The sequence below is a fragment of the Sorangium sp. So ce836 genome, from assembly GCF_028553905.1.
GTDB lineage: Bacteria > Myxococcota_A > Polyangia > Polyangiales > Polyangiaceae > Sorangium > Sorangium cellulosum_D.
Map to the genome: position 1 here is coordinate 11,148,561 of NZ_CP102233.1, position 25,613 is coordinate 11,174,173.

The 25,613-nt window shown below is 72.2% G+C and carries 24 protein-coding genes; 13 read left to right on the forward strand and 11 right to left on the reverse strand.

Annotated elements, in window-relative coordinates; all coding sequences use genetic code 11:
* Positions 1 to 29: 29 nt before the first annotated feature.
* Both NQZ70_RS40600 and NQZ70_RS40605 read right to left on the reverse strand, forming a co-directional pair.
* Positions 30 to 2,822: a tetratricopeptide repeat protein gene (locus NQZ70_RS40600; protein WP_129579008.1), complete on the reverse strand. Its 2,793-nt coding sequence runs from the start codon at positions 2,820 to 2,822 to the stop codon at positions 30 to 32.
* A 95-nt stretch (positions 2,823 to 2,917) separates the two neighbouring features.
* A complete protein-coding gene (locus NQZ70_RS40605) occupies positions 2,918 to 3,556 on the reverse strand; it encodes a hypothetical protein (protein ID WP_237244497.1) in 639 nt (212 codons plus the stop codon).
* 203 nt (positions 3,557 to 3,759) lie between these two features.
* Here NQZ70_RS40605 and NQZ70_RS40610 point away from each other — a divergent pair, with 203 nt between their 5' ends.
* The 4 genes from NQZ70_RS40610 to NQZ70_RS40625 all read left to right on the forward strand — a co-directional run bounded on the left by NQZ70_RS40610 (position 3,760) and on the right by NQZ70_RS40625 (position 7,340).
* On the forward strand, positions 3,760 to 4,434 hold the full coding sequence (locus NQZ70_RS40610) for a hypothetical protein (protein ID WP_129579009.1): 675 nt from the start codon (positions 3,760 to 3,762) through the stop codon (positions 4,432 to 4,434).
* Positions 4,435 to 4,460: 26 nt separating this feature from the next.
* A complete protein-coding gene (locus NQZ70_RS40615; RefSeq protein ID WP_237244498.1) occupies positions 4,461 to 5,552 on the forward strand; it encodes a hypothetical protein in 1,092 nt (363 codons plus the stop codon).
* A gap of 25 nt (positions 5,553 to 5,577) precedes the next feature.
* Entirely contained in the window at positions 5,578 to 6,099 is a 522-nt protein-coding gene (locus tag NQZ70_RS40620) for a hypothetical protein (protein WP_129579011.1), read from the forward strand.
* Between the two features lie 65 nt (positions 6,100 to 6,164).
* Complete coding sequence (locus NQZ70_RS40625) at positions 6,165 to 7,340, forward strand: hypothetical protein (RefSeq protein ID WP_129581871.1); 1,176 nt, start codon at positions 6,165 to 6,167, stop codon at positions 7,338 to 7,340.
* Here the strand turns inward: NQZ70_RS40625 and NQZ70_RS40630 are convergent.
* The 3 genes from NQZ70_RS40630 to NQZ70_RS40640 all read right to left on the reverse strand — a co-directional run bounded on the left by NQZ70_RS40630 (position 7,310) and on the right by NQZ70_RS40640 (position 10,624).
* A complete protein-coding gene (locus NQZ70_RS40630) occupies positions 7,310 to 7,801 on the reverse strand; it encodes a hypothetical protein (RefSeq protein ID WP_237244499.1) in 492 nt (163 codons plus the stop codon). The genes NQZ70_RS40625 and NQZ70_RS40630 overlap by 31 nt on opposite strands.
* A gap of 436 nt (positions 7,802 to 8,237) precedes the next feature.
* The gene (locus tag NQZ70_RS40635) at positions 8,238 to 9,659 is read right to left on the reverse strand and encodes a protein kinase domain-containing protein (protein ID WP_129579014.1); all 1,422 of its coding nucleotides are present in this window, start codon (positions 9,657 to 9,659) and stop codon (positions 8,238 to 8,240) included.
* Entirely contained in the window at positions 9,653 to 10,624 is a 972-nt protein-coding gene (locus NQZ70_RS40640; protein WP_165374411.1) for a hypothetical protein, read from the reverse strand. Before NQZ70_RS40640 ends, NQZ70_RS40635 begins: the two co-directional genes overlap by 7 nt.
* 518 nt (positions 10,625 to 11,142) lie before the next feature.
* On the opposite strand from NQZ70_RS40640, the gene NQZ70_RS40645 reads away from it, so the two are divergent.
* Together NQZ70_RS40645 and NQZ70_RS40650 are read left to right on the forward strand one after the other, a co-directional pair.
* A complete protein-coding gene (locus tag NQZ70_RS40645; RefSeq protein ID WP_129579015.1) occupies positions 11,143 to 11,967 on the forward strand; it encodes a hypothetical protein in 825 nt (274 codons plus the stop codon).
* A 686-nt stretch (positions 11,968 to 12,653) separates the two neighbouring features.
* Positions 12,654 to 13,100, forward strand: a complete 447-nt coding sequence (locus NQZ70_RS40650) for an MBL fold metallo-hydrolase (RefSeq protein ID WP_165374412.1) — start codon at positions 12,654 to 12,656, stop codon at positions 13,098 to 13,100.
* A 56-nt stretch (positions 13,101 to 13,156) separates the two neighbouring features.
* Here NQZ70_RS40650 and NQZ70_RS40655 read toward each other — a convergent pair whose 3' ends face one another.
* From NQZ70_RS40655 to NQZ70_RS40670, 4 genes are read right to left on the reverse strand one after another with little or no spacing between them, the layout of a single operon-like run.
* Positions 13,157 to 13,585: an arsenate reductase ArsC gene (locus tag NQZ70_RS40655; RefSeq protein ID WP_129579017.1), complete on the reverse strand. Its 429-nt coding sequence runs from the start codon at positions 13,583 to 13,585 to the stop codon at positions 13,157 to 13,159.
* Positions 13,582 to 14,301 (reverse strand): MIP/aquaporin family protein, encoded by a 720-nt coding sequence (locus NQZ70_RS40660; protein WP_129579018.1) that lies wholly within the window; start codon positions 14,299 to 14,301, stop codon positions 13,582 to 13,584. The genes NQZ70_RS40655 and NQZ70_RS40660 overlap by 4 nt, the downstream gene beginning before the upstream one ends.
* The gene (locus NQZ70_RS40665) at positions 14,285 to 14,758 is read right to left on the reverse strand and encodes an ArsI/CadI family heavy metal resistance metalloenzyme (protein ID WP_129579019.1); all 474 of its coding nucleotides are present in this window, start codon (positions 14,756 to 14,758) and stop codon (positions 14,285 to 14,287) included. Before NQZ70_RS40665 ends, NQZ70_RS40660 begins: the two co-directional genes overlap by 17 nt.
* 57 nt (positions 14,759 to 14,815) lie before the next feature.
* Complete coding sequence (locus tag NQZ70_RS40670; RefSeq protein WP_129579020.1) at positions 14,816 to 15,121, reverse strand: helix-turn-helix transcriptional regulator; 306 nt, start codon at positions 15,119 to 15,121, stop codon at positions 14,816 to 14,818.
* 242 nt (positions 15,122 to 15,363) lie between these two features.
* Here NQZ70_RS40670 and NQZ70_RS40675 point away from each other — a divergent pair, with 242 nt between their 5' ends.
* On the forward strand, positions 15,364 to 17,073 hold the full coding sequence (locus NQZ70_RS40675; RefSeq protein ID WP_129579021.1) for a CotH kinase family protein: 1,710 nt from the start codon (positions 15,364 to 15,366) through the stop codon (positions 17,071 to 17,073).
* 40 nt (positions 17,074 to 17,113) lie between these two features.
* Here the strand turns inward: NQZ70_RS40675 and NQZ70_RS40680 are convergent, their stop codons facing one another.
* Positions 17,114 to 17,392 (reverse strand): cupin domain-containing protein, encoded by a 279-nt coding sequence (locus NQZ70_RS40680; RefSeq protein ID WP_129579022.1) that lies wholly within the window; start codon positions 17,390 to 17,392, stop codon positions 17,114 to 17,116.
* Positions 17,393 to 17,459: 67 nt separating this feature from the next.
* Positions 17,460 to 18,362, reverse strand: a complete 903-nt coding sequence (locus NQZ70_RS40685; protein WP_237244500.1) for a nucleotidyltransferase domain-containing protein — start codon at positions 18,360 to 18,362, stop codon at positions 17,460 to 17,462.
* A 158-nt stretch (positions 18,363 to 18,520) separates the two neighbouring features.
* Between NQZ70_RS40685 and aroA the strand changes: the two genes are divergently transcribed.
* The 6 genes from aroA to NQZ70_RS40715 all read left to right on the forward strand — a co-directional run bounded on the left by aroA (position 18,521) and on the right by NQZ70_RS40715 (position 25,578).
* Positions 18,521 to 19,888: a 3-phosphoshikimate 1-carboxyvinyltransferase gene (gene aroA / locus NQZ70_RS40690; RefSeq protein WP_129579024.1), complete on the forward strand. Its 1,368-nt coding sequence runs from the start codon at positions 18,521 to 18,523 to the stop codon at positions 19,886 to 19,888.
* A gap of 32 nt (positions 19,889 to 19,920) precedes the next feature.
* On the forward strand, positions 19,921 to 20,760 hold the full coding sequence (gene cmk / locus NQZ70_RS40695) for a (d)CMP kinase (protein WP_237244501.1): 840 nt from the start codon (positions 19,921 to 19,923) through the stop codon (positions 20,758 to 20,760).
* Positions 20,744 to 21,709 carry a hypothetical protein gene (locus NQZ70_RS40700; RefSeq protein WP_129579025.1) on the forward strand — a complete coding sequence of 322 codons (966 nt, stop codon included), beginning with the start codon at positions 20,744 to 20,746 and terminating at the stop codon, positions 21,707 to 21,709. The genes cmk and NQZ70_RS40700 overlap by 17 nt, the downstream gene beginning before the upstream one ends.
* A gap of 4 nt (positions 21,710 to 21,713) precedes the next feature.
* Positions 21,714 to 22,850, forward strand: coding sequence for a hypothetical protein (locus NQZ70_RS40705; RefSeq protein WP_272826582.1), 1,137 nt, complete (start codon positions 21,714 to 21,716; stop codon positions 22,848 to 22,850).
* Between the two features lie 170 nt (positions 22,851 to 23,020).
* Complete coding sequence (locus NQZ70_RS40710) at positions 23,021 to 24,826, forward strand: 30S ribosomal protein S1 (protein ID WP_257792742.1); 1,806 nt, start codon at positions 23,021 to 23,023, stop codon at positions 24,824 to 24,826.
* A 194-nt stretch (positions 24,827 to 25,020) separates the two neighbouring features.
* Positions 25,021 to 25,578 carry a hypothetical protein gene (locus NQZ70_RS40715; protein WP_165374413.1) on the forward strand — a complete coding sequence of 186 codons (558 nt, stop codon included), beginning with the start codon at positions 25,021 to 25,023 and terminating at the stop codon, positions 25,576 to 25,578.
* The last annotated feature ends 35 nt before the right edge of the window (positions 25,579 to 25,613 follow it).

The window sequence follows — 25,613 nt, forward strand, 5'->3', positions numbered from 1 at the left end:
TCCGGGGGCCGTCCAGCCGGCAACTGCCCCTACCGCCGCTTCCCCCCGCCCCTGCCCTCGCCCTCGCCCTCGCCCTCGCCCGTCCCCCCGCGCGCATCGCCCCCTCCCCTCGTGCCCGGCTCCACCGCGACGTAGTGGACGGGCAGCGCCGGATCCAGCGAGTACCCCTCTGCGTCTCTCCTTAGCCAGGGCTTCATCCCGAGCTTCCGCAGCTGGTTCATCGCCACGTAGATCCGGTTCGCCGCCGCCTCCGGCAAGATCCGCTCGCCCGGCCACCCCGCCTCCTGCAGCGCCGCGAGGGAGAGCCCCCGCCCCGGCGCACACCGCTGCTGCTCGGCCAGCGCGAGGAGCAGGCGCCGCGCCGCGTGGCGCTCGCGCAGATCGTGCCAGCCGCTGCCCGGCGGGCGGACGAAGCGCGCCCCCTCGGTCAGGAGGAGCTCGCGCTCGGCCCCCGCCCGCGCCTCGGCCAGGCCGCCCAGCGCGGCCAGGCTGCGCTCCAGGATCCGGAGCAGCAACCGCACGTCGTCCGAGCGGCTCGCGCTCGACGGCGCCCCCTCGCGGGCGCGCGCGATCCTGCGCCGCGCCGCGACCACGCGCGCCGCGGCCTCGTCGCCCTGCCCGGCGCGGCGCGCCGCCTGGGCGAGCGCGAGGTCGACGAAGCCCGACGCCACCCGCGCGAGCTCCACGTCGGGCTCGTCGCCGAGCTGCGCGAGCAGCCGCTCGGCGGGCTCGAGCGCGCGCCGCGCCTCGCCCACCTCGCCCACCGACGCGAGCGCCGCCCCGAGGCGGCAGAGCGCGATCGCCTCGGAGCGGCGATCCCCGACCTCGCGGAGCAGCGCCACGGCGCGGCCGTGGCAGGCGCGCGCGTCGGCGAGGCGGCCCTCCTCGTGGTGGAGCGCGCCGAGGTTGCCGAGCGTGATCGCGAGCAGCCGCAGGTCGCCCACCTCCCCGAGGATCGCGGCCGCGCGCTCGTAGCGCCGCCGCGCCAGCGCGGGCGCGCCGCGCTCCTGCTCGAGCAGGCCGGCGTTCGTCGAGAAGATCCCCTCCTGCCGGCCGTCGCCGATCTCCGCCGCGATCGCGATCGCCCGCTCGTAGTAGGCGGCGGCCTCGGCCTCGCGGCGCTCGTCGTGGTGGAGCGCCCCGAGGTTGCCGAGCGCGCGCCCCTCGGCGCGGCGGTCGCCGAGGGCGCGGTGGAGCGCGAGCGCCTGCTCGTAGTGGTCTCGCGCGCGCTCCATCTCGCGCCGGCCGTGGTGGAGCACGCCGAGGTCCGCGAGGATCCCGGAGAGGAGCGCCGCTTCGCCGAGCGCCGCCGCCTGCGCCCGGGCGCGCTCGAGGTCATCGAGCGCCGCCTCCGCCTGCCCCCGCAGCCGCCGCGCGCGCCCCCGCGCCGCGAGCGCGCGGGCCGCGACGCCCGGATCGGCCGCGAGCGCCTCGGCCGCGGCGAGCGCGCGGTCGAGCAGCTCGAGCTGCGCGCCGAACGGGCCGCGGGTGCTGAGCACCGGCTCGATGGCGGAGAGCGCCCGCAGCGCGCGCTCGGCCGCGGCGCGAGTCGCTGCGGCGGCGACCGCGTCCTCGACCGCGGCGCCGTCCCCGGCGCGGGGCGTCGCCGCCGCTGCGAGCGCGCCCTCGGCGACGGCGAGCAGCTCCTCCAGGTCGCCGGCGATGCGGTTGAGCGCGTCGAGCGCGCCGCGCCGCTCGAAATCCGCGGCGGCGGCCTCGCCGGCGGCCAGGTAGAACGCCGCGTGCCGCTCGGCCGCGGCGCCGCGCTCCCCGCGCTCGGCGAGCTTCTCGGCGGCGAGCTCCCGCACCGCCTCGTAGAGCGCGAAGCGCGTCGCCCCGTCGCTCCCCGGGGGCGCCGCGCGGAGCAGCGACTTGTCGCGCAGCGCCTCGATCCGGTCGACCGCGGCGGCGTCCGGCTCGGCGAGGACGGCCCCGGCCGCCGCGAGCGTGAACGGCCCCCGGAACACCGAGCAGCAGGCGAGCGCCCGTCGCTCGCGGTCGTCGAGGAGGTCCCACGACCACTCGATCGCGCTGCGCATCGTCGCCTGCCGCGCCTCCCTGCCGCGCGCCGCGCCCGCGAGCAGGTCGAGCCGGCTCCCGAGGCGCGCGAGCAGGCCGCGCACCCCGAGCACGCCCTCGCGCGCCGCCGCGAGCTCGATCGCGAGCGGGATGCCCTCGAGCCGCCGCACCAAGGCGGCGACGTCGGCGAGCCGCTCGTCGCCGGCCGGCGCGCCGCCGCGGTGGGCCGCGGCGCGGTCGAGGAAGAGGGCCACGGCTGCGCTGCGCTCGGCCGAGCCTTCGGCGGGGAGCGCGAGCGGGCCGAGCTCGCAGCCGATCTCCCCGGGCAGGCGGGTGCGCTCGCGCGACGTCGCGAGGAAGCGGACCTCGGGCGCCGCGCGCACCCACGCGTCGAGGGCGGGCGCTGCCTGCTCGAGCACGTGCTCCAGGTTGTCGAGCACGAAGAGCGCCGGCCCCTCGGTCGCGAGGGCGCGGCCGATCCGCTCGACGAGCGTCGCTTCCCGGCGCCCGGCCGCGACCTGCGCGCCGATCGCGCGCGCGACCGCGCCGCAGACGGCGCGCAGGTCGCGGCAGGCGGTGAGCTCGCAGAGCCACACGGCCTCGGCCGGCCGCGCCTCGTCCCAGCGGCTGGCGAGCTCCAGGGCGAGCCGCGTCTTGCCCATGCCGGCCGGCCCCCAGACGGTCACGAGCCGCTCGCCGCGGCGGAAGAGCTCGGCGATCGCGGCGAGCTCGCGTTCACGGCCGAGGAAGCGAGACGCGGGCACGGCGAGGTGCCGCCTGCGCGGCCGGGCTGCGTCGGCCATGGGCTGACTCTCGATCAGGCGGGAGCGGAACTCAACGCCGGAGCGGGAGGGCGGCGGGGGTGCGGCGGGAGCGGCGGCCGAGGCGCGGCGGCGGCTCAGGGTCGCCCGAGCGGTGTCACGAGCAGGTTCTTCCGTGCGCCCTCGAGCTCGACCTGCACCTCGATCCCGCGTCGATCGAGCACGGAGAGGGGCCGGAGCGGCGTCACCTGGGCGAAGCGGTCGCCGACGGCGCACCAGGTTCCCTGAAGCGCGGGCGACTCGGCGCCTTCGGGGGTGAAGACGACGGCGCCGGTGCGGCAGCCGCCGTCGTCTGCCGCGTAGAGGCCCTCGATGCTGTCGAGCGCCGCGGGGCGCGCGCGGAAGGCGAGCTCCGCGCCCTCGGGCGTGCGCAACCAGCCGGACTCGCCGCCGGGATCGGCGGTGGCCGTCCACCCGACGCTCTCGAGCGAGAACGCGCCGCTCGGGTCCTCGGGCCCCTCGAACCAGCGGGTCATGGTCGCGTAGCTGCTCGCGCCCCCGCAGACGTAGAGCGTGACGCCGCCCTCGCCGCGCACGACGGCGAGCACGGCGTCGGTGCCGTCGACCGCACCGACCGAGATCTCGGGCGGCGCGGGCTCGGGATCAGCGGCGCAGGCGGCGCAGAGCAGGGCGCCGAGCATCCCTGTTGCCAGCGCCAGCGCGCGGGCGCCCTTCATGTAGAGACCGATCCCTCCGGAGCGATGAACAGAACCCATGAGACCGGATGTTAATCGAAACCGGGTGCGGCGGGTGCGGGGCTCCGGGGCGGACACCGCCGGTTCCGTGCGCTCGAAGCCAAGGCGGAGCGGCGGGAGCGTTCGTGCTGTGGCCCTTCGGGCATTGACCGGCCAGGGGGGCTCTGGTAAGGTCGGCCACCATCTTCGAGTAGGTGGATCGGTCAATTGGGGAGGGGAAACCGATGAACCATCGGTGCGGCGTCTTGCTCGTCGTGCTTGCCTGCGGCTGCTCCATCGTGGATCCCAGCGATCGCGATGAGCTGAGAAACCGGATCGCGTCGCTGCCGCCAGATAGGATCGATTTCCTGACGAAGCTGAGCATGGACTCCGCGACGACCAAGTGGTTTCAGACCAGGGATAAGAATGATCAAGTCGGCAAGCTCCAATGCCGCTACCAGGCTGGCGGTCAGTGGACCAACTGGGCCGACCAGGAGCCGCCGTGTACGGTCGCCGACATCCTCGATATTCTTCTTGGAACACCTAAGAACATCACCTACGTGATGGCGAAGGATCTATGGCAATCCGTGGAGACTCAAGCCAGGAAGACCGACCTCTTGAACAGTCTGCCGATCCAGGGCGGAGCCACCGTGGAATGCCGCTTTGTGTGGGATTTCCGCTACGATCCCGACAAGCTGCCGGCCGAGATGACAGATCCTAGCGCGGTCGACTTCGACGATATCATGCAAGCCTTGATCGAGCTACCCGCACCGCCTCCTGGATGGGCGTTTCCCGAGCTCGTTCCGCTCCTCTGCCCGCTCGGCGCTGGGCCGGGCTGGGGATGCCCTCCCAACCCCACCGATCCGGCAGGCGGAGAGCCCACCAACCCGACGGGCGGTCAGCCGGGAGATCGGCCATGAGATGGTGGGCGAGGTTCCCCCCTGGAATGCTCAAGGTGCGTGAAGCGGGCTGCGGACAAGGTCTCTTCACGACAAAGGATCCGGCGACATGGAAATCGTACCTCCAGGATCTGGGCCAGCTATGCGCCGAAGCATGGGAAGGCGACCTGCCCGAGGAAGATCGTGCATGGGCGGAATCGCATCGCCCCAAATTCAGCCGATGGATCGATGATTCTGGGCACCTTGCTATTGGCCATAGATCGAACGCAGGCGCTGTCCGGGGCCCTGCTTTCAACGCGAGCCCCGCTCCACCCTGGCCCATGCTGCTGGAAGCCGTCAAAAGCGCATGTTTTACCAGGATCGAGATCTCCAAACAGATGCGCCCCGGCGCGAGCGAGCGTGCGGCGGAGGATCCGACGTCGCGTCTCCACAAGAGCTATCTCTGGCGGACGCTGACATCCGACGACACGGCCGAGCACCACCGGGTCGAGGCGCTCCGCGCGTTCCAGAGGGGTTTTCGCATAGGACGCCGTGGAAAACCGAGGACGCTGACGAGGCCTATCCCTCCGATGCTAAAGCCGCCCCGTTACTGGGGAGGAGCCGGGTTTCCTGAGTACCCCGGGCCGAGCGCAGCGCGCGAGCGTGCGATACGGGCCTTGCCGTTTCCGGCCACTCGAGAGGAGTTGTCGGAGCGCGAGCAGGAACTGCACGCGCTATATGCGATCGCTTGGCGGGAGGACGTGCCCGAGGAGGACCGCATCTGGGCAACGGCGTATCGTGAAGCTTGCATGATGTCGGTCAACAGCCGCCGGCGAGATGCCCTCGCGCAGAGCGCGTATGAAGGTTATCTCCAGAGCAGCGATGGACGCTTTGGCGGGGAGCTCGCTCGACCGTGGGGGAGCATGAGCCAGGACACCTCGGATCCATGGCGCTCTTTCGTGGATCGTGTCGAGGACGCCCCCGAGGGCGAGAGCGAGCCGGAGACGGCCGCGGCGGCAGTATGGGAATACTGGGACACGCTCTACCGAGAGGCGCCGTCGTGGGACAGCGACCCGGACCAGGCGCACTGGCTCGCGGCGCTCCGCGCTGCTCGAAGAAAGGCGCAGGCCGACGATGGTCCGCCGGAGATGGGCACGTAGCACGCTGACGGGGCAGTGCTTCGGGATGCTCGCGCTGTCGCTCGCATCCACGGGCGCCCGAGCGGAAGGGCTCGCGCCGCCGCGATGGGAGATCGGCGTCAAAGCCGCCTACGTCGTGCAGGGGGCCAGTGCTGCGCACGCGACGGGCGGCATCATGCCGTCGATCACCGGCTTGCGCCGATGGCCCATCCGCGAAGCCGTGGACATCGGCATCGGCGCCGACGTGGGGCTCTTCGGTCTGGGCGGCGACGCACGCTGGCTCGGCGTCCTTGGAGGGCCTGCGGCGGCCGTCCGGGCCATGCCGTTCCGCGCGCCCTTGTCGCTCGAGCTCACGGCCCGGCTCGACTTCGGGCGCATCCCTGTATGCAATGCGTGGGGGTTGTGCCTGCGGTATCTTGGATTATTCCCGGCGATAGAGGCCGGCGCAGCCTACCTGTCGACGCAGCACGTGGCGATCGTGGCGACGTGCTGCGTCCGCTTCGTTAATACACTCGCGTGGTCCGGTGTCAGCGTGGAGCCGGCAGCGGCGGGTCGGATCTTCTGGTAGATGTGAGCCCCTGACGGGCGGACGTCCCACCGACCCGGACGGCCAACCCGGAGAGACGATTGGTGATGCCTTCGATCGCGGATCCGAAGCCCCTCATACGCCGCAGCCTCTGCGAGGCGTCCCTCGGGCAGCGGCTGTTTTCGACCAGGGATCCCGAGACCTGGACGGCGCACTTCGAGGCTCTGGGCACGCTCTGCGCCGATGCATGGCTCGATGACCTGCCGGAGGCGGACCGCGCCTGGGCTGCTGCGCACCGCGAGAGATTCAGGAGATGGATCGACGTTCCGCGGCCGAACGGCGCCGACCCGAGGTCCGGCGCAAGCGCTCTCCAGAGCGATCAGGTGCCCGTCCCCGGGGAGCTCACCCTCCCGTGGCCGATGCTGCTCGGCGCCGTCGAGAGCGCGTTCTTCGCGTCCGTCCGGGTCTTCGAGGTGCCACCTGCCCGCGAGCGCGAGCGCGCCGCGGCCGATGCGGCAGCGCGCCTCCATCGTTCCTATCTCTGGCGAACCCTGTCGTCCGACGCTGCGGCCGCGCCGCACCGTCCCGAGGCGCTCCGCGCCTTCCAGAGGGGGTTCGAGCTCGGGCGCGGCACGCCGAGCTCCAGGAGAATGCCCGTCCCTCCGATGCTGGAGCCGCCGTGGTACTGGGGGGCAGGTCTGCCGGAGTACCCTGGACCGATCGCCACACGCGAGCGCGCCCTCCGAACCATGCCGATCTCCGCCGGTGGGGCCGAGTGGCTGTCCCGCAACCGGGAGCTTCGCGCCCTGTACGCGAGCGCCTGGCGAGGCGACGTGCCGGAGGAGGACCGCGAATGGGCCCAGGTGGTTCGCGATTGCTGCACGACGCATGTCAATCGCCGCCGGCGGGACGCCATCGCGTGTACCGCTTATGAAAGCTATCTCCAGAGCAGCGGCGGGCTCTTCGACGGGGAGCCCGGCCGACCGTGGCCGCAGCTGACCCACGCCACCTCGGAATCCTGGCGAGCGTTCGCGGACCGCGTCGAGGACGCGCCCGAAGGCGAGGGCGAGCTCGCGACGGCCGAGGCGGCCGCGCGCGAGCTCTGGGAAACGCTCTATGCGAAGTTCCCGCCGTGGGACAGCGCCCCGGATCAGGCGCACTGGCTCGCCGCGGTCCGCGCAGCGCGCGCCAAGGCGCTGGCCGGCGACGCGCCGCCGGAGCAGGCGCGCTGGCCGCGGGAGAGCCCGCCCGTCTACTCGGCCCCGCTGCAGTCCGAGACGTGAAAGACCGCCGTCTCGAGGCGCGCCTTGGCGCCGTCGAAGAGCCGGACGAGGTCGCACGGCCCCGCCGCCACGTCGGCCTCGTACGGGTCGCCTTGCTGCTCCTCGACGATGATCTCGCACGCCCCCTGGTACAGCTTACCGTCGATCTCCGCGGACACATGGGGCAGACCGGCCTGGTTCACCAGGTCGAAGAACGAGAAGGCAACTCCCTCCTTCTGCACCGTCACGCTCAGCTCCGTCTGATTGCGCACGATGCACCCTCCTGCGACCTCGCCGCTCGCATCCACAACCCTCGTTCCGTTGCCGCCAGTGTCGAGCACCAGCTCTTCGCCATCCCGCGTGATGATCACCTTGCCCGAGACCTCGGGATGGGAGACGCATCCGCTGGCCGAGGAGCCAAGGGCAACCCAGAGCAGGGCCGAGAGCGCACCTGCGAGGGCAGCAGCGAGCTTCTCGCTCATTTCGTGCATCCGCCGTAGCCCTGAGGGAGCACCGTCGGCGGGTTACCCGCAGGCGTGCAGCACATCACATGCTCTTCGCCATCTTCCTCCACGTAGATCGCGTGGTCCGCGTATCCATCCCAGCAAATCTCCTCCACTTCGGTCGGGATGACGCAGAGGGTATACCCGTCCGGGATGTCCTCTCGGACAACGCCGGCGCAAGCACGCGCGAATGTCGGCGACTCCGGGGCGGTGGAAGAACCTTTTCTCCAACCTTCCCAGAGGACCTCGGTCGCTTCCGCGCAGCCTGGCGCCTCATTCTGCGTGCCGTCCCAGAGCCACACGGCCGGGTCTCCCTCGTGGGGGCCTGAGCCGGGGCAGTCGAGATCGGGGGCGCAACCTAGCCCAGCACTCACGCCGATGAACAGGAGCACGCATCGCATCGACAGAAGCCCTCCTAGTACAACGCAGGACCGCAGCTGACGTCGCCGGCCTCGCAATACGGCCGGCGCAGCTCGGCTTTCGCCGCCACGCCTGCTCGTCGCGAGAGCGCACCGCGCGGGCGGCCGTCCGCTTCCTTTGGGGGCGTCGGCTCCACAACCGGCGGCGGAGGCGAGCGCCGCCCCTCCGGCAGCGCCGAGACCTGCTGCGCCAGGGCTGCCGAGAGCTTCTCCGCGCGGAGCACGATCCGAGCCGGACGCGTCAAGAGCACATCCGCGCACAGCACAGCCATTGCGGCGACCGAAACGGCAATGCGACCGGCCAGCCTCCGGGGCGGCGTGTCGGCAGCGTTGCTCGGGGCCATCATCGGCGCTGGACCGGGTTCTCGGACGAGGGAGGGCGGGGGCGGCAGGACCAGCTCCTGCGCTTCGGGAGCCGTCCACGATGGCACGTCGAGAGAGGGGATCTCCAGCAGCTGAGGCTCATCGTCGTTCATCAGCGAAGCCGCCGGCTCGACCTCGGATGAACGGGCGTCCGGCTCTTCCGTCGCCGGCACCGACGAGCGCGGCCCCTCCAGATGGGAGCTGCGCAAGGTCGACGGCACGCCACCGGCGATCGAGGCTTGCTCCTCGCCGCTGCTCGGTTCCAGGTCCAGCGTGGGCCATGCCTCCACGAGGCCCTCGAGCACGGTGATGAAGTGGTCCACGTTCCTGTACCTGCGACGCGGATCCTCTTCCAAGGCCATCTCGATGGCGGCAGCGACAGCGCGCGGTGTACCGACCGGGATCACAGGCCTGTCCCGCTGCGCCCCGAGCGTACCGGGCTGACCGGCGTCGAGCGAGCGACGGCAAACGAGCTCATAGAGCAAGATCCCGAGTCCATAGACGTCGGCCCGTGGCCCCACCCGGTCGCCGCTCAGCAGCTCCGGAGGCGCCACCAGCGGCTCCCGCGCGGCCTCGTGCGGCTCGATCCGGAACAGCCGGACGAAGCCGAACTGGTTGATGCTGTAGTCCCGCTTCGACGTGATGAACACGCGATCCGGCCCGAGCGCCCCATGGCACCAGCCCAACGCGTGGCACCGCTGGATCGCGCTGGCGATATCGATCACCATCCGCAGCGCCGTGACGCCGAGATCCGCCCCACGTGTCGCGTCCTTGATGCTGATCCCGTGGCTTCGCCGGCACGCGACCCAGGCGGAGAGGCCGCCCGCGTCGCCGTAGAGCACGGGCTCGACCTGCGGCACCGCTCGCGCGATCTCCTGAAGGCGCTGAAGCTCGGAAGTGAAGGCCGTCCGGTCCATCGATTGGCCCTCGCGCAGGTGCAACCAGACGGTCGCGCCCTTTTCACCTACCTGTTGGGCGAGGAACGTGCGGACCATGCCATCGTGAACCTCGCTGAGGATCCGGTGGCCTTCCCAGATGGTACCGGGCTCTACCATGAGAAACGCACCTCCGCGCCAGCGCTGTGCGCGCGGATCTGGGCGCCGCTCGGGAGCATGGCAACCACGAGTGTCGCGGCCCCCAGCGCGGTACCTGCGACGAGGGCTGCCGTGCTGATGTGCTGCTGTACCTCGACGGCGTGCAACTCTTCCAGCAACTTCGGGTTTCCGGTCGAACGGGGCTTGCACATCTCGGCCTGGAGGGCGCTGTCCTCGAGCGATGCCACGATGTGCAGCACGATCCCGGACACCAGGAACGCCCCCGATGCCGCTGAGCCCGCGTAAAGAAGCCACGGCGCCGGCGGAGCCGCCGGTTGTGCCGGCGCGCCCGCCGGCCTCGCCGGCGGCGGCGCGGCCGGGCGGAGGCTCGCCGGCTCCGGGCTCAGGAGCACGGCTCGCGATTCTCCCGCGGTGACACGCACGGTGGAGCGCGCCTTCCGGCCGTCTGGCAGCGCCGCGGTCACCTCGTGCTGCCCCGGCTCGACGTAGGTCCGGCCGCTCTCGTCCACGATCCGGCCGTCCACGAGCACGGGCGCCGCCCCGGCGGGCGCGAACACGCGGAGCTCCGCCACCTGCCGGCGCGCCGCGGCCAGGTCCGCGTGCCGCGTGTCGTGGAGCCGCCGCTCCATGGCCGTGGCCGGCGGGCGCATCTCCTGCACACAGCGCGTGAGCTCCCCCGCCGCGTCCACCCAGCGGCCGAGGCGGCGGTCGAGCTGCCCGAGCTGGCAGATCGCCACCGTGGATCTCTCGAGTTCGTAGATCTGCGCCCACAGGTCGCGAGCGCGCGCGATATCGAGCCGATCGAGGGCCGCCTCCGCCTCCCTGACCAAGGCGGCCACGCGCGGCGACCGGGGTGGCGGCGGTGGTCGTGGCGGCGAGGCGGCGGCGGCCAGCGGGAGCGCGAGGAGGAACATCGTGACGGCCGCCGCCTTCGACCCACCGATGACCAGCGCAGAACGCAGCAAGCTTCACCTCGGCCCGACGCGAGGACTGAATGCCGCGCTGGCCCAGTCCGGCGCGGCATCCCTCTCTCCGCCCAGCCTCGGCCGGAGCGGCGTCCATTCCTCTCCTCGCGCAGAGGTGAGTTACCACGGGTCTCCTGGCGCTGTGAATCCCTGATGATCCAATTTGCTGACCAGGAACGCATTACAATTCGCAACCCAAAATTCTCATCGTCGGCGACTGGTGCGCTCGCCATCCTGACGAATGCGTAAGCGGGGTTGGCTGCGCCGTGACTCCGGTGCGCTCGAGCGCGAAGGCGCGCGCGGCCTCGGTGGAGCTCGACGCGAGCGCCACAAGGGGTGAGACACCGCGGCCGCGGGCGTCGAGGGGGGACGCCGGCGAGCCCGGGGCGGCCGAGCGCGACGAGATCCCCCGCCGATCACAGAGCACGACCGCGACGCCCTCCCGGGCTCGCGGCAGGTTGCATTCCGTCAACCCAGGACCGACACTCGGTGCGCCCCTGACCAAGGAGGGTTATCTCATGGGTTATCGCAATCTCAGCCCCCAGGCGATGGTCAACATCTCGGGCCCATGGCTCGATCCGAAGCAGGACCGGAAAATCTTCACGTCGCTGCCGCTGCTCGCGCCGCTGCTGCCCTCCGTCGAGGAGGCGCACGGCCGGATCCTCACCACGCAGCGGCTCGGCACCAGCCTCCAGCAGCAGGCCAAAGCGCTCATGGAGAAGGTCCTCGCGCTCGACGCAACCCACGATCGCAAGCTGCGCGGGGGGTACAACTACCTCGGCGCGCTCGCCGAGATGACCGACGATCCCGCGTTCGCCGCGGCGCTCCTCGACCTGCGCGATCGGCTCGCGCCGGCGGGGCTCAAGGCCGTCGCGCGGAGCTACGGCGACCAGGCCGGCGACGCCAAGCTGCTCCCGTCGCGGCTCAACGATGCGTCGGAGAAGCTGCTCAAGAAGCTGAAGACGCCCGAGGGGCCGCTCTCGCAGGTGGTGGACGCCTGGGTCGCCGCCGCGCTCGAGATCGAGAAGGTGGAGGCGCAACGCGAGCAGCTCGCGCTGAATACCCCGGCGAACACCGACGGCGCGACGCCGCGCGAGGTGCTGAACGCCCGCAATGGCTGGATCCGCGTGGTCCGGGCCATCGAGACGAACGTCGCCCTCGAGAAGGCGGCGACCGGAGAGATCACCGAACGCCTCCTCGGCCGGCTCCGCCGCGAGTCCGCCCGGGCCGACCGCCGCGGTCGCAAGGGCGGCGCCGAGGGCGCCGTCGAGCCCGCGCCGGCCGGCGACGCCGCGCCGCCCGCCGCCGGCGGCGACGACGACGATCCCTTCGACGGCGCCTGAGCCGAGCGCCCCTGGCCCCGCGCCGCGATGAATCCCCGCGGGGGACGACACGACGCAAGCCAGTAAGCCCGCTTGCTCGATCAGCTGCCCTCCACCGCATCAAAGCAAGCAATCTTACATAATCTACCGCGTGCCGGCGGGTGCGCGACAGTCCACTCGACCGAAATGGGTACCGGGGGGCAATTTTGGTGAGTTATCTTACTCCAAGGTGCCGCCGAGCAGCGACATCGAGTAAGAAGCCTTACGCCAAAACGCCTCCGGGAGGCGATCGCGTGGAAGAGAGCTTACGTCGATCCGCCCCCGGGCGGCGATCGCCGACAGTGGACTTGCGCCGAGCGCCGCCGGTCGGCGATCTCGCGTAAGCGCTCTTACGCCGATGCGCTTTCGAGCGGCGCTGGCCGGCGTTCGGGTCGCGCCGAGGCGCCGCCCGGCGCCGCCTGCCGCGCCCCCGCTGGGAGGCCGCCGCGCCCTGATTGTTCGTGCGGGCTACACGGTCAGAGCGCGGCGCGCCGGCTAATCAGCCTGCCCTCGGCGGGCTATTCATGACGTGCCGAACGACGGAGCGCTCGATCGATCGCCTGCCCCCGCAGAGCCCGTGGCAATGGTGATCGAGCGCTCCCATCACCTCGCGCCTCGGCCGACGCCATGCCGGTCCGCGGCGCCCTTTCGCCATGGAGACGATACGCATGAACACGCTCATGAAGTCCCTGATGGGTGGCGCGCTCTTGACGACGCAGGCGATGTCCGTGTCCGCATGCAGCAGCGACGACGCGAGCGCCGGCGACGGCAAGGGCCCCCTCTCCTTGCAGGTCTTCACGGCCGACGAGCCCGGCTTCAACGTCAACTCCACCCTGATCTCGGGCGAGCGCGACGCCATCCTCGTGGACGCGCAGTTCACCCGCAGCCAGGCGCGGCTCCTCTGCGACGCCATCGAGAAGACCGGCAAGCGGCTCAGCACCGTGTACATCACCCACGGGCATCCGGATCATCACTTCGGGCTCGAGATCATCCGCGAGCGGTTCCCCGACGCGTATGTGTTTCGTAGGAGATGGCAGTGGTCGCGAGATGGCGTGCGCCAATGGTGGATGAAACCGTCGTCTACCGCTTCTACCCGCGGGGAGTGCATAACATAAAATGCCGCCGGGCGGCGATCGCTGGCAGTCCGCGCTTGCGCCCGCCGGCGCGCGGCTCATCCCCCGCCGCCCTCGGCCGCGCGCGCCGCGGCCCACCCCTCGCGCGACGCGAGCTCGGCCACCCGCGCGCGGACCTCGTCGCGGATCTCCCGCACGCGCGCCACCGGCTTGCCCTTGGGATCCTCGAGGGGCCAGTCCTCACGGCGAAGCCCTGGAACCACGGGGCACGCCTCCCCGCATCCCATGGTGACGAGCAGCGTGGCCTGGCGCGCCAGCGCGTCGGTGAGCCGCTGGGGCTTCACGGCCGAGAGGTCGATCCCCTCCTCCGCCATCGCCGCGAGCACCTCGGGATGCACGCGCGGGCCGGGCTCGGTGCCGGCCGAGACGGCGCGCGCCTTTTCCGGGTCGGACAGGGCGTTGAACCACGCCGCGGCCATCTGGGAGCGGCCCGCGTTGTGAACGCAGGCAAAGAGCACGATATTCATTGAGCATCCTCCGGGAACGCGCGATCGACCACGCGCTCGGCGACCTCGGGCAGGGCGGGGACGAGCCAGCGGAATGCCAGCGTCGCCGCCGCCGCCCCTGCGAGCTGTGCGACGATGAACCCCGGCGCGTCGGCCGGGCGGATGCCGGCGAACGTGTCGCTCGCGGCCCTGGCGAGCGTCACGGCCGGGTTGGCGAACGACGTGGACGAGGTAAACCAATAGGCGGCCGTGATGTACGCGCCCACGGCGAAGGGAACCGACTCGGCCCGCCGCCGGACACTGCCCCGGATGACGGCGAGCAGCCCGAACGTCGCGACGAACTCGCTCGCCAGCTGGGCGAGCCCCGAGCGCTCGTGCTGCGACGCCGAGAAGAGGGCCTCTCCGAACATGACATGCGCCACGGCGACGCCCGCGAAGGCGCCGGCGACCTGGGCCAGGACATACGCGGGCACCTCGCGCCAGGAGAGCCCGCCCTGGCTCGCGTCGGCGAGCGTGACGGCCGGGTTGAAGTGCGCGCCGGAGATGGCCCCGAAGGTCAGGATCAAGGCGACCAGCGCGGCCCCCGTCGCGATCGTGTTCGCGAGCAGGGCGATCGCCACGTTCCCGCCGGCGAGGCGCTCGGCCATGATCCCGGACCCGACCACGGTCGCGAGCAGCAGGGCCGTCCCGAGCGCCTCGGCGACGGCCCTGCGGAGGAGATCAGCGCGCAGCGGCATCGCTCTGCTTGGATGGCACGCAGCACGACGGCGCGCAGCACGCGGCATCGGTCTTCGCGGGAATCGCGGGCTGGCTCCCCATCACGGCCGCTTCGCCCTTCACCACGAACACCTCCCAGGAGTTGCCGTCGGGGTCCTCGATCCAGACCTTGTCCTGCACCGCATAGCAACAGGCCGTGTCCTCCTCCGTGAACGTCCTGAGCTCCGCGGCCTCGAAGCGCCGCTTGGCCTCGAGCACGTCCGCCGTGCTCGCCACCTGGACGCCGAAGTGGCTCGCGTTGACGCCGGTGCGCGGCGCCTCCTGCATGGTGAGGTTCAACGAAGGCTCCTCGAGGTCGAACTTCGCATACCCGGGGCGGCGCTTGGTGGCGCGCACGCCAAAGGCCTTTTCATAGAACGCGACCGACGCGTCGATGTTGGAGACGTTGAGCGAGAGATGAGGCTTGAGGACATTCATCGCACACCTTCCTTCCACTTGCTTCCAAAAATTTCGAAATAGACGGGCAAAAAAAATTCAGCAGCACGACTTGCCGCGCTTGCAGCAGTCCTCCCACAGGTACTCCGTCAGCGCGCGGAGCGCCTCGTAGTCGGCGCTGTAGTAGTGAAACGTCCCTTCCCCGCGCGTCCTCAGCACGCCGGCGTCGACGAGCCGCTTGAGGTGATGGCTCAGGGTCGAGGCCGCCAGCCCGACATGCGCCTGGATGTCGCCCGCGGGGGCGCCCTCGATCCCGGCCTGCACCACGAAGCGCAGCACCGCGAGCCGCACCGGGTGACCGAGCGCGGCGAGCTGTTCGACGTGACGGTCGAGCTTCGACGGCACGCACTACTTCTAACATTATCGAAGTACGGCGCAAGCCCCTCGTCGAAGAAATCCGAGCCGGTGCCGCGTCCCCCGGGGGTCGTCCCTGCTCCCCGGAGAGAGGAAGGAACCACCGAGGCACAGAGGAACACGAAAAGCAGAGAGGAACCGAGAGGCCAAGAGCACCGCTCGAGAAATGGGTGGCGCGGCGGCCCTGTGTGTCCGTACAATGACGATTTCTTGAACTTTCAATGAGGCTGGCAGTGGAAAATAGCACCATCGTTCGACGGGCACGCTTCGCCGGGCTCCACCGGTCCCTCTCGCTCGCCCTCGTCACGCTGAGCGTCGCCTGCGGCCAGGCGCCGACCGAACCCGGCGATGGCGCCCCGGAGGCGATCCCGTCGCTGAGCGGGGATGTCGCGTTCTCCACGCCGAGCCAGACGTTCAGGGATCAGATCCAGGTGGAGATGTCCACCTCGGTCGCAGGGGCCGAGATCCGCTACACGCTCGACGGGCAGCTGCCGACCTCGGCCTCCACGCTGTACACGGGCGAGCCCGTGACCCTCACCGCCACGACGCAGGTCCGCGCGCAGGCGTTCGTGGGGGGCGACGCGCGCGGCGCGGTGAGCACGGGCATCTACATCGCGCGCACCGTCGACGCGACCTCCGACCTCCCCATCATGATCATCGACGGCTACGGCCAGGGCAAGCCGACCGACAAGGAGGTCTACTTCGACGCGGCGGTGATGATCTGGGAGCCGGTCAACGGCGTCGCCTCGATCGCCTCGCTGCCCACGATGGCGATGCGCGGGGGCTATCACGTGCGCGGCCAGTCCTCGATGAACTTCCCCCAGACACCGTACAAGCTCGAGCTGTGGGGCAACGACGACAAGGACCTCGACTACCCGATGCTCGGCATGCCCGCCGATTCGGACTGGGCGCTGATCCCCCCGTATTACGACCGCACGCTGATCCGCAATCCGTTCACCTACACCCTCGGCCGCGACATGGGCCTGGAGGCGCCGCGCAACGAGTTCGCCGAGGTCTATCTGAACTACGACGCGCGCGTCATCGGCGAAGCGGATTACCAGGGCATCTACTGGATCTCGGAGACCATCAAGAACAACAAGGCCCGCACCGATCTCAAGCAGCTCGAGGAGGAGGACCGCGACGCGCCCAAGATCAGCGGCGGCTACATCTTCAAGTTCGATCAGGCGGCCGCCGAGGAGCCGATGCTCACCTGCACCGGCTCGGATCCGCTCCCGTCGTTCGGAGGCTTCGGCGGCGGCGGCGGGCCGCGCCCCCGCGAGGGCGGCACGTGCTGGATCGATCTCGAGGTCGTGGATCCCGATCCCCTGAACGACGAGCAGGAGGCCTGGCTGACCCAATACATCCAGGAGTTCCACGACAGCCTCCATCAGGCGCCGATCGGCGACTACGCGGCGTACGTCGACGTGCCGTCGTTCATCGATTATCTGATCATCAGCGAGCTGACGCTCAACGTGGACGCTTACGTGCGGAGCGCCTTCTACCACAAGGATCGCGATCAGAAGCTCAAGGCCGGCCCGCTCTGGGACTACAACTTCGCGCTCGGCGGCGTGGGCGCCCAGAGCGCGACGCCGGCGTCGAACAACGACACAGGCTTCCGCTTCAACGGCACGAGGAACGTCAACAACTGGTACCAGAAGCTCACCGCGGATCCGGCCTTCATGGCGCAGGTGAAGGCGCGCTACACGGCGCTGCGTCAGACGCTCCTGTCGGAGGCCGCGATCGATCAGCGCATGGACGAGCTGAGCGCGCCGCTCGCGCAGGCGGCGGCCCGCGACCTCGCCAGGTGGCCGGTGTCGGACATCATCGCGTCGAGCGAGGGCTTCCTCGGCGGCCCCACCGCGCCGACGTGGGAGGGGCAGCTGCAGGTCATGCGCGACTTCCTGAAGGCCCGGCTCGCCTGGCTCGACGCCAACTTGCCGTGACGCGGCGCGAGCCGCCGCCGGCCGCCCGCCGCGGCCCAGGTCAGCCGAAGCGGTAGTGCTTGCGCACCGGGGAGCGGACCTCCCACGTGCAGCTCAGGCCGGCGGGGAACGTCACCAGATCCCCCGCCTGGATCCGCACCGGCGCGCCCCCGCCCGCCGGCGTCACGATCACGTCGCCCTCGAGCAGGTAACAGGTCTCCGGCTCGTCGTAGCGCCACGGGAAGGTCGACACCTCCTTCGTCCAGATGGGCCAGCCGCGCGCCCCGAGCTTCGCCAGCTGCTCCTCCGACGGACCGTGCTCCACCTTGATCGACTCCATGGCTCCTCGTCCTCGCTCGATGTGTCCCCGGGCCCCGCTCCCGCGGCGCCCTCCGCCGCGGCCGATGCTAGCAGCCCGACGCGTCCCGGCGGCACAGGTCGCGCGCCTCGCGCGCTATCGCCTCCATGCGCTCGAGGCTCACGAGCAGCGCCTCGGCGCCGTGGCCGGGCGCGGAGAGCAGCGCCTCCACCCGGTCGGCGAAGCCCTCGGGGCACCGCGGGAGCGCCCGCGTCCGCTGCAGCGCGCCCTTCTCGTTCGAGACGTAGCGCTCGTTCAGCGCGAACAGCGCCTGCACCAGGCAGGCGGCGGCGCGGAAGAGGCAGCCGCTCACGTACATCACGTCGCCGCGCCCCGCGGCCTTCTTCGCGGTGTCGATCGCGAAGCCGGCCTCCCACAGGAACCGATCGAGGAGCGCCCGCCGCAGGGCCGGCGGATACGGCGTCACGAGCGCCTTGAGCGGGGCGAGCACGCCCGCCGGATCGAAGAGCGGCCGGCAGTCGTGGATGTCGGCCAGGTAGTTGGAGCTGAAAAAGCCGTGCGGGTGCCCGGGCTGGTAGTCGCACGTCACCTGCCCCGCGCGGCATTCCTCGATCACGCGCCGCACGCGGGCGAGATCCCGGTACAGCCAGTCGACGCGGTGCCCCTCGATCTCGAGCCACGCGCCCCCGTTGATCCACGGTCCCCACGCGCCGATCGGCGTCACCACGTCCCCGGGGTCCGCCGCGACGAGCTCCCGCGCGAGCGGCGCCACGGCGCCCTCGGCGCCACCCGCGCAGAGCTCCCGCGCGAGCGCGCGCAGCGCCGGGAGATCGGGCGGGCGCTCCGGCTCGTAATAGATGCCGAGATCGAGATCCGAGTCCGGGTGGCCGGCGCCGCGGGCGCGCGAGCCGCCCAGCACGACCGCCGTAACGCCCGGGACCGCGCCGAGCCGCGCCGCAACGCGCGCCGCAACGTCCAGTGCCTCGCTCACGTCCACACCGCCTCCTGCCGCTCCCCGCGGCGCGCCGAGCGTACCATCAGGATGCGCCCGGGCGCCCGGACACCGGACGGGCGCCGCCGCGCCGCGCCCCCGCCGCACCCCGCCCCGCCCGCTGTGCCTGCGCCCGCCGTTCTGCTAAACGGCATCGCGTGCCCGACCTGATCGTCCACCCGGCAGAGCGGCCGCTCATCGGGAGCGTGCCAGTCCCCGCGGACAAGAGCATCGCCCACAGGGCGCTCCTCCTGGCGGGGCTCGCCACCGGGCAGAGCCGCGTCCGCTGCGGGACGCTCGGCGGCGACGTCCGCTCGACCGTCGACGCGCTGCGCGCCCTGGGCGTCCGCGTCGAGGAGCCGTCGCCGGGCGACCTCGTCGTGAGCGGCGCCGGGCTCTCCGGCCTCCGCGCCCCCGGCGGGCCCATCGACTGCGGCAACTCCGGGACCACCATGCGGCTCCTCTCGGGCATCCTCGTCGCCCAGCGCTTCGCCGCCCGCCTCGTCGGCGACGCGTCCCTCTCGCGCCGCCCCATGGAGCGCGTCGCGAAGCCGCTCCGCCTCCGCGGCGGGCGCATCGAGGGGCAGCTCGACCCGCGCACGATCGGCGAGATCACCGCGCCGCTCGACGTCGGTCCGCTCCCCGAGCCGCACGTGCTCTCGTCCATCGAGTACGACCTCCCCGTCCCGTGCGACCAGGTGAAGAGCGCCCTCCTCTTCTCCGGCCTCTTCGCCGACGGCCCCACCTTCGTGCGCGAGCCGATCGTCTCGCGCGATCACACCGAGCGCATGCTCACCGCGCTCGGCGTCCCGGTCGACTCGGTCGGCGCGATGGTCTGCCTCGACGCGGCCCGCTTCTCCGGCGATCTGCCGGCGTTCGACGTCGACGTGCCCGGCGACCTCTCCGCCGCCGCGTTCCTCCTCGCCGCCGCGGAGCTCGTGCCGGGGAGCCGCGTGACCGCGCGCCGCGTCGGCCTCAACCCGACGCGCACCGGCCTGCTCGAGGTGCTGCGCGACATGGACAGCAGCGTCGCCGTCGAGATCAAGGGGGAGGCCCTCGGCGAGCCGACCGGCGATCTCCACATCGCCTCCGGGTCCGGCCTGCGCGGCGGGCGCGCGGGCGGCGAGCTCGCCGCGCGCGCCCTCGACGAGCTGCCCGTCCTGCTCGGCCTCGCCGCGCGGGCGCGCGGCGTCACCGAGGTGTTCGACGCGCGGGAGCTGCGCGCGCAGGAGACCGACCGGATCGCGGCGATGGCGTCCGTGCTCGGCGCCTTCGGCCTGCGCTGCGAGGAGCGCACCGACGGGCTCCTCGTCGAGGGCAGGCCCGACCGGCCGCTCGACGCGGCCGACGTCGACAGCCGCGGCGACCACCGCATCGCGATGACGGCCGCCGTGCTCGGGCTCGCCGCGCGCGGGCCGACGCGCGTGCGCGACGCGGGCTGCATCGCGACGAGCTTCCCCCTCTTCGTCGGGACGCTCCGCGCCCTGGGCGCGCGCATCGAGGTCGAGGGCGCCCGCGCCGCGTGAGCGGGCGAGCGGGCGAGCGAGGAGGAGCGCAGGTGACCGAACGGCAGAGACAGGACGACGCACGCCACCTCCCGGGCCAGGGCGAGCTCCGGCGGCTGCGCGTCGCCATCGACGGGCCGGCCGGCGCCGGCAAGGGCACGGTCGCGCGGGGGCTCGCCGAGCGGCTCGGCTACCTCCTCGTCGACACCGGCGCGATCTACCGCGTCGTCGCGCTCGCGGCCCACCGCGTGGGCCTCGTGTGGGACGAGAGCGGCGCGATCGGCGCCCTCGCCGAGGATCTCGCGAGCGGCGGGCGCATCACGCTGGAGCGCGGCGCGCCGCCCGACTCCACCGACGCCGTCGCCGCGCACGCCGACGCCGTCGCCGCGCACGCCGCGCCGGAAGGCGGGCCGCCGCACTCGAGCGTGGGCGGCAGCGGCATGCGTGTGCTGCTCGACGGCGAGGACGTCTCCAGCGCGATCCGCGCCCCCGAGATCAGCCTCGGCGCGAGCCGGGTCTCGGCCATCCCCGCGGTGCGCAAGGCGCTGCTCGCGATGCAGCGGCAGGCCGGCGCCGGCGGCGGGGTCGTGCTCGAGGGGCGCGACATCGGCACCGTGGTGTTCCCCGACGCCGAGGTGAAGTTCTTCCTCACCGCGCCGGCCGAGATCCGCGCGAAGCGGCGGTACGACGAGCTCGTCGCGCGCGGCATCTCCGTCAGCTTCGAGGCGACGCTCTCCGACGTGCTCCGCCGCGACAAGGCCGACAGCGAGCGCGCCGTCGCGCCGCTCCGCAAGGCCGACGACGCGATCCTGGTCGACTCCGGGCACCTGAGCCCGCAGGAGATCGTCGACGAGATGGCGTCCCTCGTGGAGATCCGTGCGCGCGGCGCGTGACGCCCGCGCCGCCGCCGCAGCCGTCGTCGCCGCCGTGATCGCGCTCGCGCTCCCGGCCTGCGGGGGCGCGGCGCCGCGGGCCGAGGCGCAGCGCGCGAGGATCCCGGACGGCCCGCGGATCGTCCGGCGCATCGAGCCCGCCGATCTGCTCCCGGCCGATCTCGATCTCGTGGTGCGCGTCGACGTCGCCCGCATGCGCGCCGGCCTCGGCCAGGCGGCCGCGGACGAGCTCGCGCGGCGCGCGCTCGACGAGGCGCCCGACGAGGCGCTCGAGCGCGCCCTCCGGCGCGCCGACGTCGTCTGGCTCGGCCTGCGGCTCGCCGATCTCGAGGAGGGCGACCGCGTCGTCGTCCTGGAGGGCCGCATGGCCGGGCTCGCGCCCGATCCCGACCGCTGGGCGCCGTCGCCCGTGGCAGAGGGCGTGCAGGGCGGCGTCGCCGTCTTCGACCGCCGCGGCGACGGCGTCGCCGCGCGCGCCGACACGGCGCGGATCGTCGCGCTCGGCGATCGCGCCGTCGCGCTCGTGTCCGCGGCCGAGGTGAGCAGCGTCGCGCGCGTCCTCCGCGACGGCCCGGACGAGCGCCGCGGCGACCCGGCCGCCGAGGGGCTCGTGAGCCTCGACCTGCGCGCGCGCCGGCTCCCCGCCTCGCTCGCGCGCCGCTTCCCGTCGGCCTTCGCGCTCGTCGCCGGCGTCGAGCGCGTCCGCGCCGTGGCGTCCCTCGCCGACGAGGGGGTGCGCCTCGACGCCGAGATCGTCGGCGTCGACCCGGCCGGCGCCGGGCGCGCACGGCGGTTCCTCGAGGTGCTGCGCGACAACGTCGAGGATGTGCGTTACGCAGAGCTGATGAAGGCGCTCTCGATCGAGCAGGTGGAGCGCACCGTGCGGCTCCGCTGGCTCTTCCCGGCGCCCCTCGTGCTCGCCCTGCTGTCCCGGGGCTCCCCCGGCTGAACCGATGCCCGACACCCTGATCGAAGAGCCGATCCGACCGACCGTGATCGACGACGCCGCGGCGCCCGCGCCGGCCCCGGGGGCCGACCCCGCCGAGGCGCCCCCCGCGCAGCCCGACGGCGGCGCCGCCCCGCCGCGCCCCGGCCGGCCGCGGGGGGCCGCGTGCCTCGCCGCGGCGATCGCCGGCGTCGCGCTGCTCGCCGGCGTCGCGCTCGGCGTCTACTTCCTCTTCTGGCGCTACGAGCCGACGGCCCGGCGCCACATCCCGGGCGACGCGAACATCGTGGTCCGCCTCGAGACCGCGGAGCTCGCGCTCTTCGGGCCCGTGCGCCAGCACTTCCTGCCGCTGGTCGAGGAGGCGCCCTCGGGCGCGTCGCGGCGAGCGCGCATCGAGGCGGCCACCGGCGTCGACGTCCTCTCGGACGTGCGCGAGATCGTGATCGCCTCGACCGACGCCGCGAGCTGGGTCGCGCTCGCGGGCGGGCGCATGCCGAAGGGCCGGTTCGTCGCCGGCATGGAGAAGGTCGCCCGCGAGGAGGGCTGGTCCGACGTCCGCCGCGAGGGCGAGCTCCTGCTCGTCGGCGCCGGCGGCCCGCGCCCGCGGGCCGTGATCGGGCAGGCCGACGACGGCACGCTCGTCCTCGGCACGGACGTCGAGATCGTGAAGGCCGCGCTGCCCGCGTCGGACGAGTGGCAGCGCCTCGATCTGCCCGAGCAGGGCGCCGTCGCCTTCGCGCTCACGGGCGCCGCTTGGTCGGGCGCCGCGGGCGCGGTCTCGCCGCTGCTCCCGCGGGCCGGCGCACTGTTCCGGCGCATCGATCACGCCTCGGGCACGCTCACGCTCGGCGCGGAGCCCGCGCTCGCGACGCGCCTCGCGCCCGTCTCGGGCGACACCGCCGCGGCGCTCGCCGGGGACGCCCAGGCGTTCCTCGGCAGCCTCAAGCTCGCGCTCGCGCTGCTCCCCGACGTCGCCGGCGCCGGGGCCGCGATCGACGGCGCCCAGGCCGAAGCGCAGGGCGATCGCGTCGAGATCCGGACGAAATGGCCGGTCGAGGGCCTCGATCGCGCCTGCTCCGCGCTCGCACAGCGGGCGCTGTCCGCCTCGAGCGCCGCCGGCAGCGCCCCGCGCGCCGCGCCCTGACGATCGCGCCGCTTTGATCCGGCGGGCTCGACGGTTCTCAGGGAAACGACAAAAACCCGCCGTGGCTCGGTCGTTGCATTGACAGAGGCCCCTCCTCAGACTACAGGCTCGCCTCTCCCGAGGGGCCGGGTGCATCGGTACGCGTGTGCCTGCCCCTCCGCCGCTCGTGCGTGGCACCAAGGGTCCACGCCTACGCCCGCGCGGCGAATCCCAGGGAAGGAAAGGAAACAAGAACGAACAACATGACTAGTAACATCCATATGGAGGCAGGCTCGTCCGGGGCGAGCATGGAGAGCTTTGCCGCGCTCTTCGAACAGAGCGTGGAAGGGGGCGATTTCGCGCGTGAAGGAGAGATCATCTCCGGCACCGTGGTCGCAGTGAACCGCGACTCCGTCGTGGTCGACATCGGCGGCAAGAGCGAGGGCGTCATCGCGCTGCGCGAGTTCGCGGACGCCGCGGGCCAGGCCGCCGTCAAGGCGGGCGACAAGGTCGACGTCTACATCGAGAGCCGCGAGAACGACGACGGCCTCGTCACCTTGTCGAAGGAGAAGGCCGACAAGATGAAGGTCTGGGATGAGATCTCGAACGCCTGCGAGGCGGACGAGCTCATCGAGGGCACGATCAGCCAGCGCGTGAAGGGCGGCCTCTCGGTCACCATCCGCGGCGGCGTGAAGGCCTTCCTCCCGGGCTCGCAGGTCGACCTCCGCCCGATCCGCAACTTGGACAAGCTGATCGGCCAGACCTACAAGTTCAAGGTCATCAAGTTCAACAAGAAGCGCGGCAACATCGTGCTCTCGCGGCGCGTGCTCCTCGAGCGCGAGCGCGACGAGATGAAGGCCAAGACGCTCGAGACGTTGACCGAGGGGATGACCGTCAAGGGGACCATCAAGAACATCACCGAGTACGGCGCGTTCGTCGACCTCGGCGGCATCGATGGCCTCCTGCACATCACGGACATGTCGTGGGGCCGCGTGAACCACCCGAGCGAGGTGTTCCAGGTCGGCGACGAGGTCCTCGTGAAGGTCCTCAAGTACAACGCCGACACCGAGCGCGTCTCCCTGGGCCTCAAGCAGACCCAGGAGGACCCCTGGAACCACGCCGAGGAGGCCTACCCCGCGGGCAAGAAGGTCCGGGGCAAGGTCATGTCGATCACCGACTACGGCGCGTTCGTCGAGCTGGAGCCGGGCGTCGAGGGCCTCATCCACGTGAGCGAGATGAGCTGGACCAAGAAGGTCAAGCACCCGTCGAAGCTGCTCGAGGTGGGCCAGGAGCTCGAGTGCCAGGTGCTCGAGGTGGACGCGCGCGCGAAGCGCATCAGCCTCGGCCTCAAGCAGCTGGAGCCGGATCCGTGGATGCTCTTCACGGACAAGTACCACCCCGGCGACAAGATCGCGGGCAAGGTCCGGTCGCTCACCGACTACGGCGTCTTCGTCGGGATCGAGGAGGGCGTCGACGGCATGGTCCACAAGAGCGACCTCTCGTGGTCGGTGCGCGTCAACAACCCGAGCGACCTGTACCACAAGGGCGACGACGTCGAGGCGATCATCCTCTCGATCAACCACGACGAGAAGAAGGTCTCCCTCGGCATCAAGCAGCTCTGGGACGACCCGTGGCCGACCATGCTGCAGGAGTACCCGCCCGGCCGCGTCATCGAGGACGCCCAGGTGGTGAGCATCGTCGACTACGGCGTGTTCGTGCGGCTGCGCGAGGGCGTCGAGGGCCTCATCTCGCAGAGCGACGTGCAGGAGCCCGAGGACGGCAAGCTCAAGGTCGGCGACAAGGTCAAGGCCGAGATCTCCTCGCTCGACACGGTCGACCGCCGGCTCTTCCTGACGATGAAGAACATCGGCATGGAGCGCCCCGCCCCGGTCCAGCGCCAGCAGCAGAAGCGCAAGGACGACGACGACAAGCCGGTGGCCGGGACGATCGGCGATCTCATCAAGGAGAAGTTCGGCGGCAAGCTCGACCTGAAGTGACGCTGCCCGGCGCGCGGCCCGCCTGATCCGGCCGCGCGCCAGGCGCTCACTCCGCCGCACCGAAGGTACGGCGGGCTGCGGGCGCCCCGGTGCCGCTCGGCTCGCCGTGTGGACCCGATGTCGATGAGAGGCGAGGCCCTCCCCAGGGCCTCGCCTCTTGCTTTTTCCGGGGCGCCGCGGACGATCTCGCCGCGATGAGCCTCCTCGCGCGCTCCGCCCTCGCCGCGCCGGTCCTTGCCGCCCTGGCGCTCGGCGCGCTCCCCGCCCGCGCCGACGGCCCCCTCGCCGGCCCGCGCCCCTTGGCTGTCCCCGCGGGTCCTCTTGCCGGCGCCGCCGCTCCCCCCGGCCCCGCCGGTCCCCTTGCCCGCCCCGCGGCCGGCGACCCCCTCGCCCGCCTCCCGGTCGGCCTGCCCCGTGTGACGTTCCCGGAGCGGCCGCTCGCGCGCGCGTACGCGCCGCTGCGCGCCCCCGACCCGTGGTTCGGCGATGACAAGGCGCGCCATTTCTGTGCGTCAATCGTCCTCGCCAGCGGCGGGTACGCGCTCGGCGCGCTCGCGACCGACGACATCCACGGACGGATCGCGGTGGGGGCCGCGGTCGCGCTCGGCGCCGGCCTGGTGAAGGAGGCGTTCGACGCCGCCGGGTACGGCACCCCGTCGCTCCGCGATCTCGTCTGGGACGCGCTCGGCACGTCCGCCGGGCTTGCCCTCTCGGTCTGCTTCGATCTCGGCGCCACGCCGGTCGCCTTCTGAGGTCCGCGCGGGGGCCCGCGGCCGAGCGCGGGCGG

What these genes read in the sequence shown, in the direction of transcription:
- NQZ70_RS40600 (WP_129579008.1), bottom strand. Translation starts at nt 2,822, where the DNA reads ATGGCCGACGCAGCCCGGCCGCGCAGGCGGCACCTCGCCGTGCCCGCG.
- NQZ70_RS40605 (WP_237244497.1), bottom strand. Translation starts at nt 3,556, where the DNA reads ATGGGTTCTGTTCATCGCTCCGGAGGGATCGGTCTCTACATGAAGGGC.
- NQZ70_RS40610 (WP_129579009.1), top strand. Translation starts at nt 3,760, where the DNA reads ATGAACCATCGGTGCGGCGTCTTGCTCGTCGTGCTTGCCTGCGGCTGC.
- NQZ70_RS40615 (WP_237244498.1), top strand. Translation starts at nt 4,461, where the DNA reads ATGCTCAAGGTGCGTGAAGCGGGCTGCGGACAAGGTCTCTTCACGACA.
- NQZ70_RS40620 (WP_129579011.1), top strand. Translation starts at nt 5,578, where the DNA reads ATGCTCGCGCTGTCGCTCGCATCCACGGGCGCCCGAGCGGAAGGGCTC.
- NQZ70_RS40625 (WP_129581871.1), top strand. Translation starts at nt 6,165, where the DNA reads ATGCCTTCGATCGCGGATCCGAAGCCCCTCATACGCCGCAGCCTCTGC.
- NQZ70_RS40630 (WP_237244499.1), bottom strand. Translation starts at nt 7,801, where the DNA reads ATGAGCGAGAAGCTCGCTGCTGCCCTCGCAGGTGCGCTCTCGGCCCTG.
- NQZ70_RS40635 (WP_129579014.1), bottom strand. Translation starts at nt 9,659, where the DNA reads ATGGTAGAGCCCGGTACCATCTGGGAAGGCCACCGGATCCTCAGCGAG.
- NQZ70_RS40645 (WP_129579015.1), top strand. Translation starts at nt 11,143, where the DNA reads ATGGGTTATCGCAATCTCAGCCCCCAGGCGATGGTCAACATCTCGGGC.
- NQZ70_RS40650 (WP_165374412.1), top strand. Translation starts at nt 12,654, where the DNA reads ATGAACACGCTCATGAAGTCCCTGATGGGTGGCGCGCTCTTGACGACG.
- NQZ70_RS40655 (WP_129579017.1), bottom strand. Translation starts at nt 13,585, where the DNA reads ATGAATATCGTGCTCTTTGCCTGCGTTCACAACGCGGGCCGCTCCCAG.
- NQZ70_RS40660 (WP_129579018.1), bottom strand. Translation starts at nt 14,301, where the DNA reads ATGCCGCTGCGCGCTGATCTCCTCCGCAGGGCCGTCGCCGAGGCGCTC.
- NQZ70_RS40665 (WP_129579019.1), bottom strand. Translation starts at nt 14,758, where the DNA reads ATGAATGTCCTCAAGCCTCATCTCTCGCTCAACGTCTCCAACATCGAC.
- NQZ70_RS40680 (WP_129579022.1), bottom strand. Translation starts at nt 17,392, where the DNA reads ATGGAGTCGATCAAGGTGGAGCACGGTCCGTCGGAGGAGCAGCTGGCG.
- NQZ70_RS40705 (WP_272826582.1), top strand. Translation starts at nt 21,714, where the DNA reads ATGCCCGACACCCTGATCGAAGAGCCGATCCGACCGACCGTGATCGAC.
- NQZ70_RS40715 (WP_165374413.1), top strand. Translation starts at nt 25,021, where the DNA reads ATGAGCCTCCTCGCGCGCTCCGCCCTCGCCGCGCCGGTCCTTGCCGCC.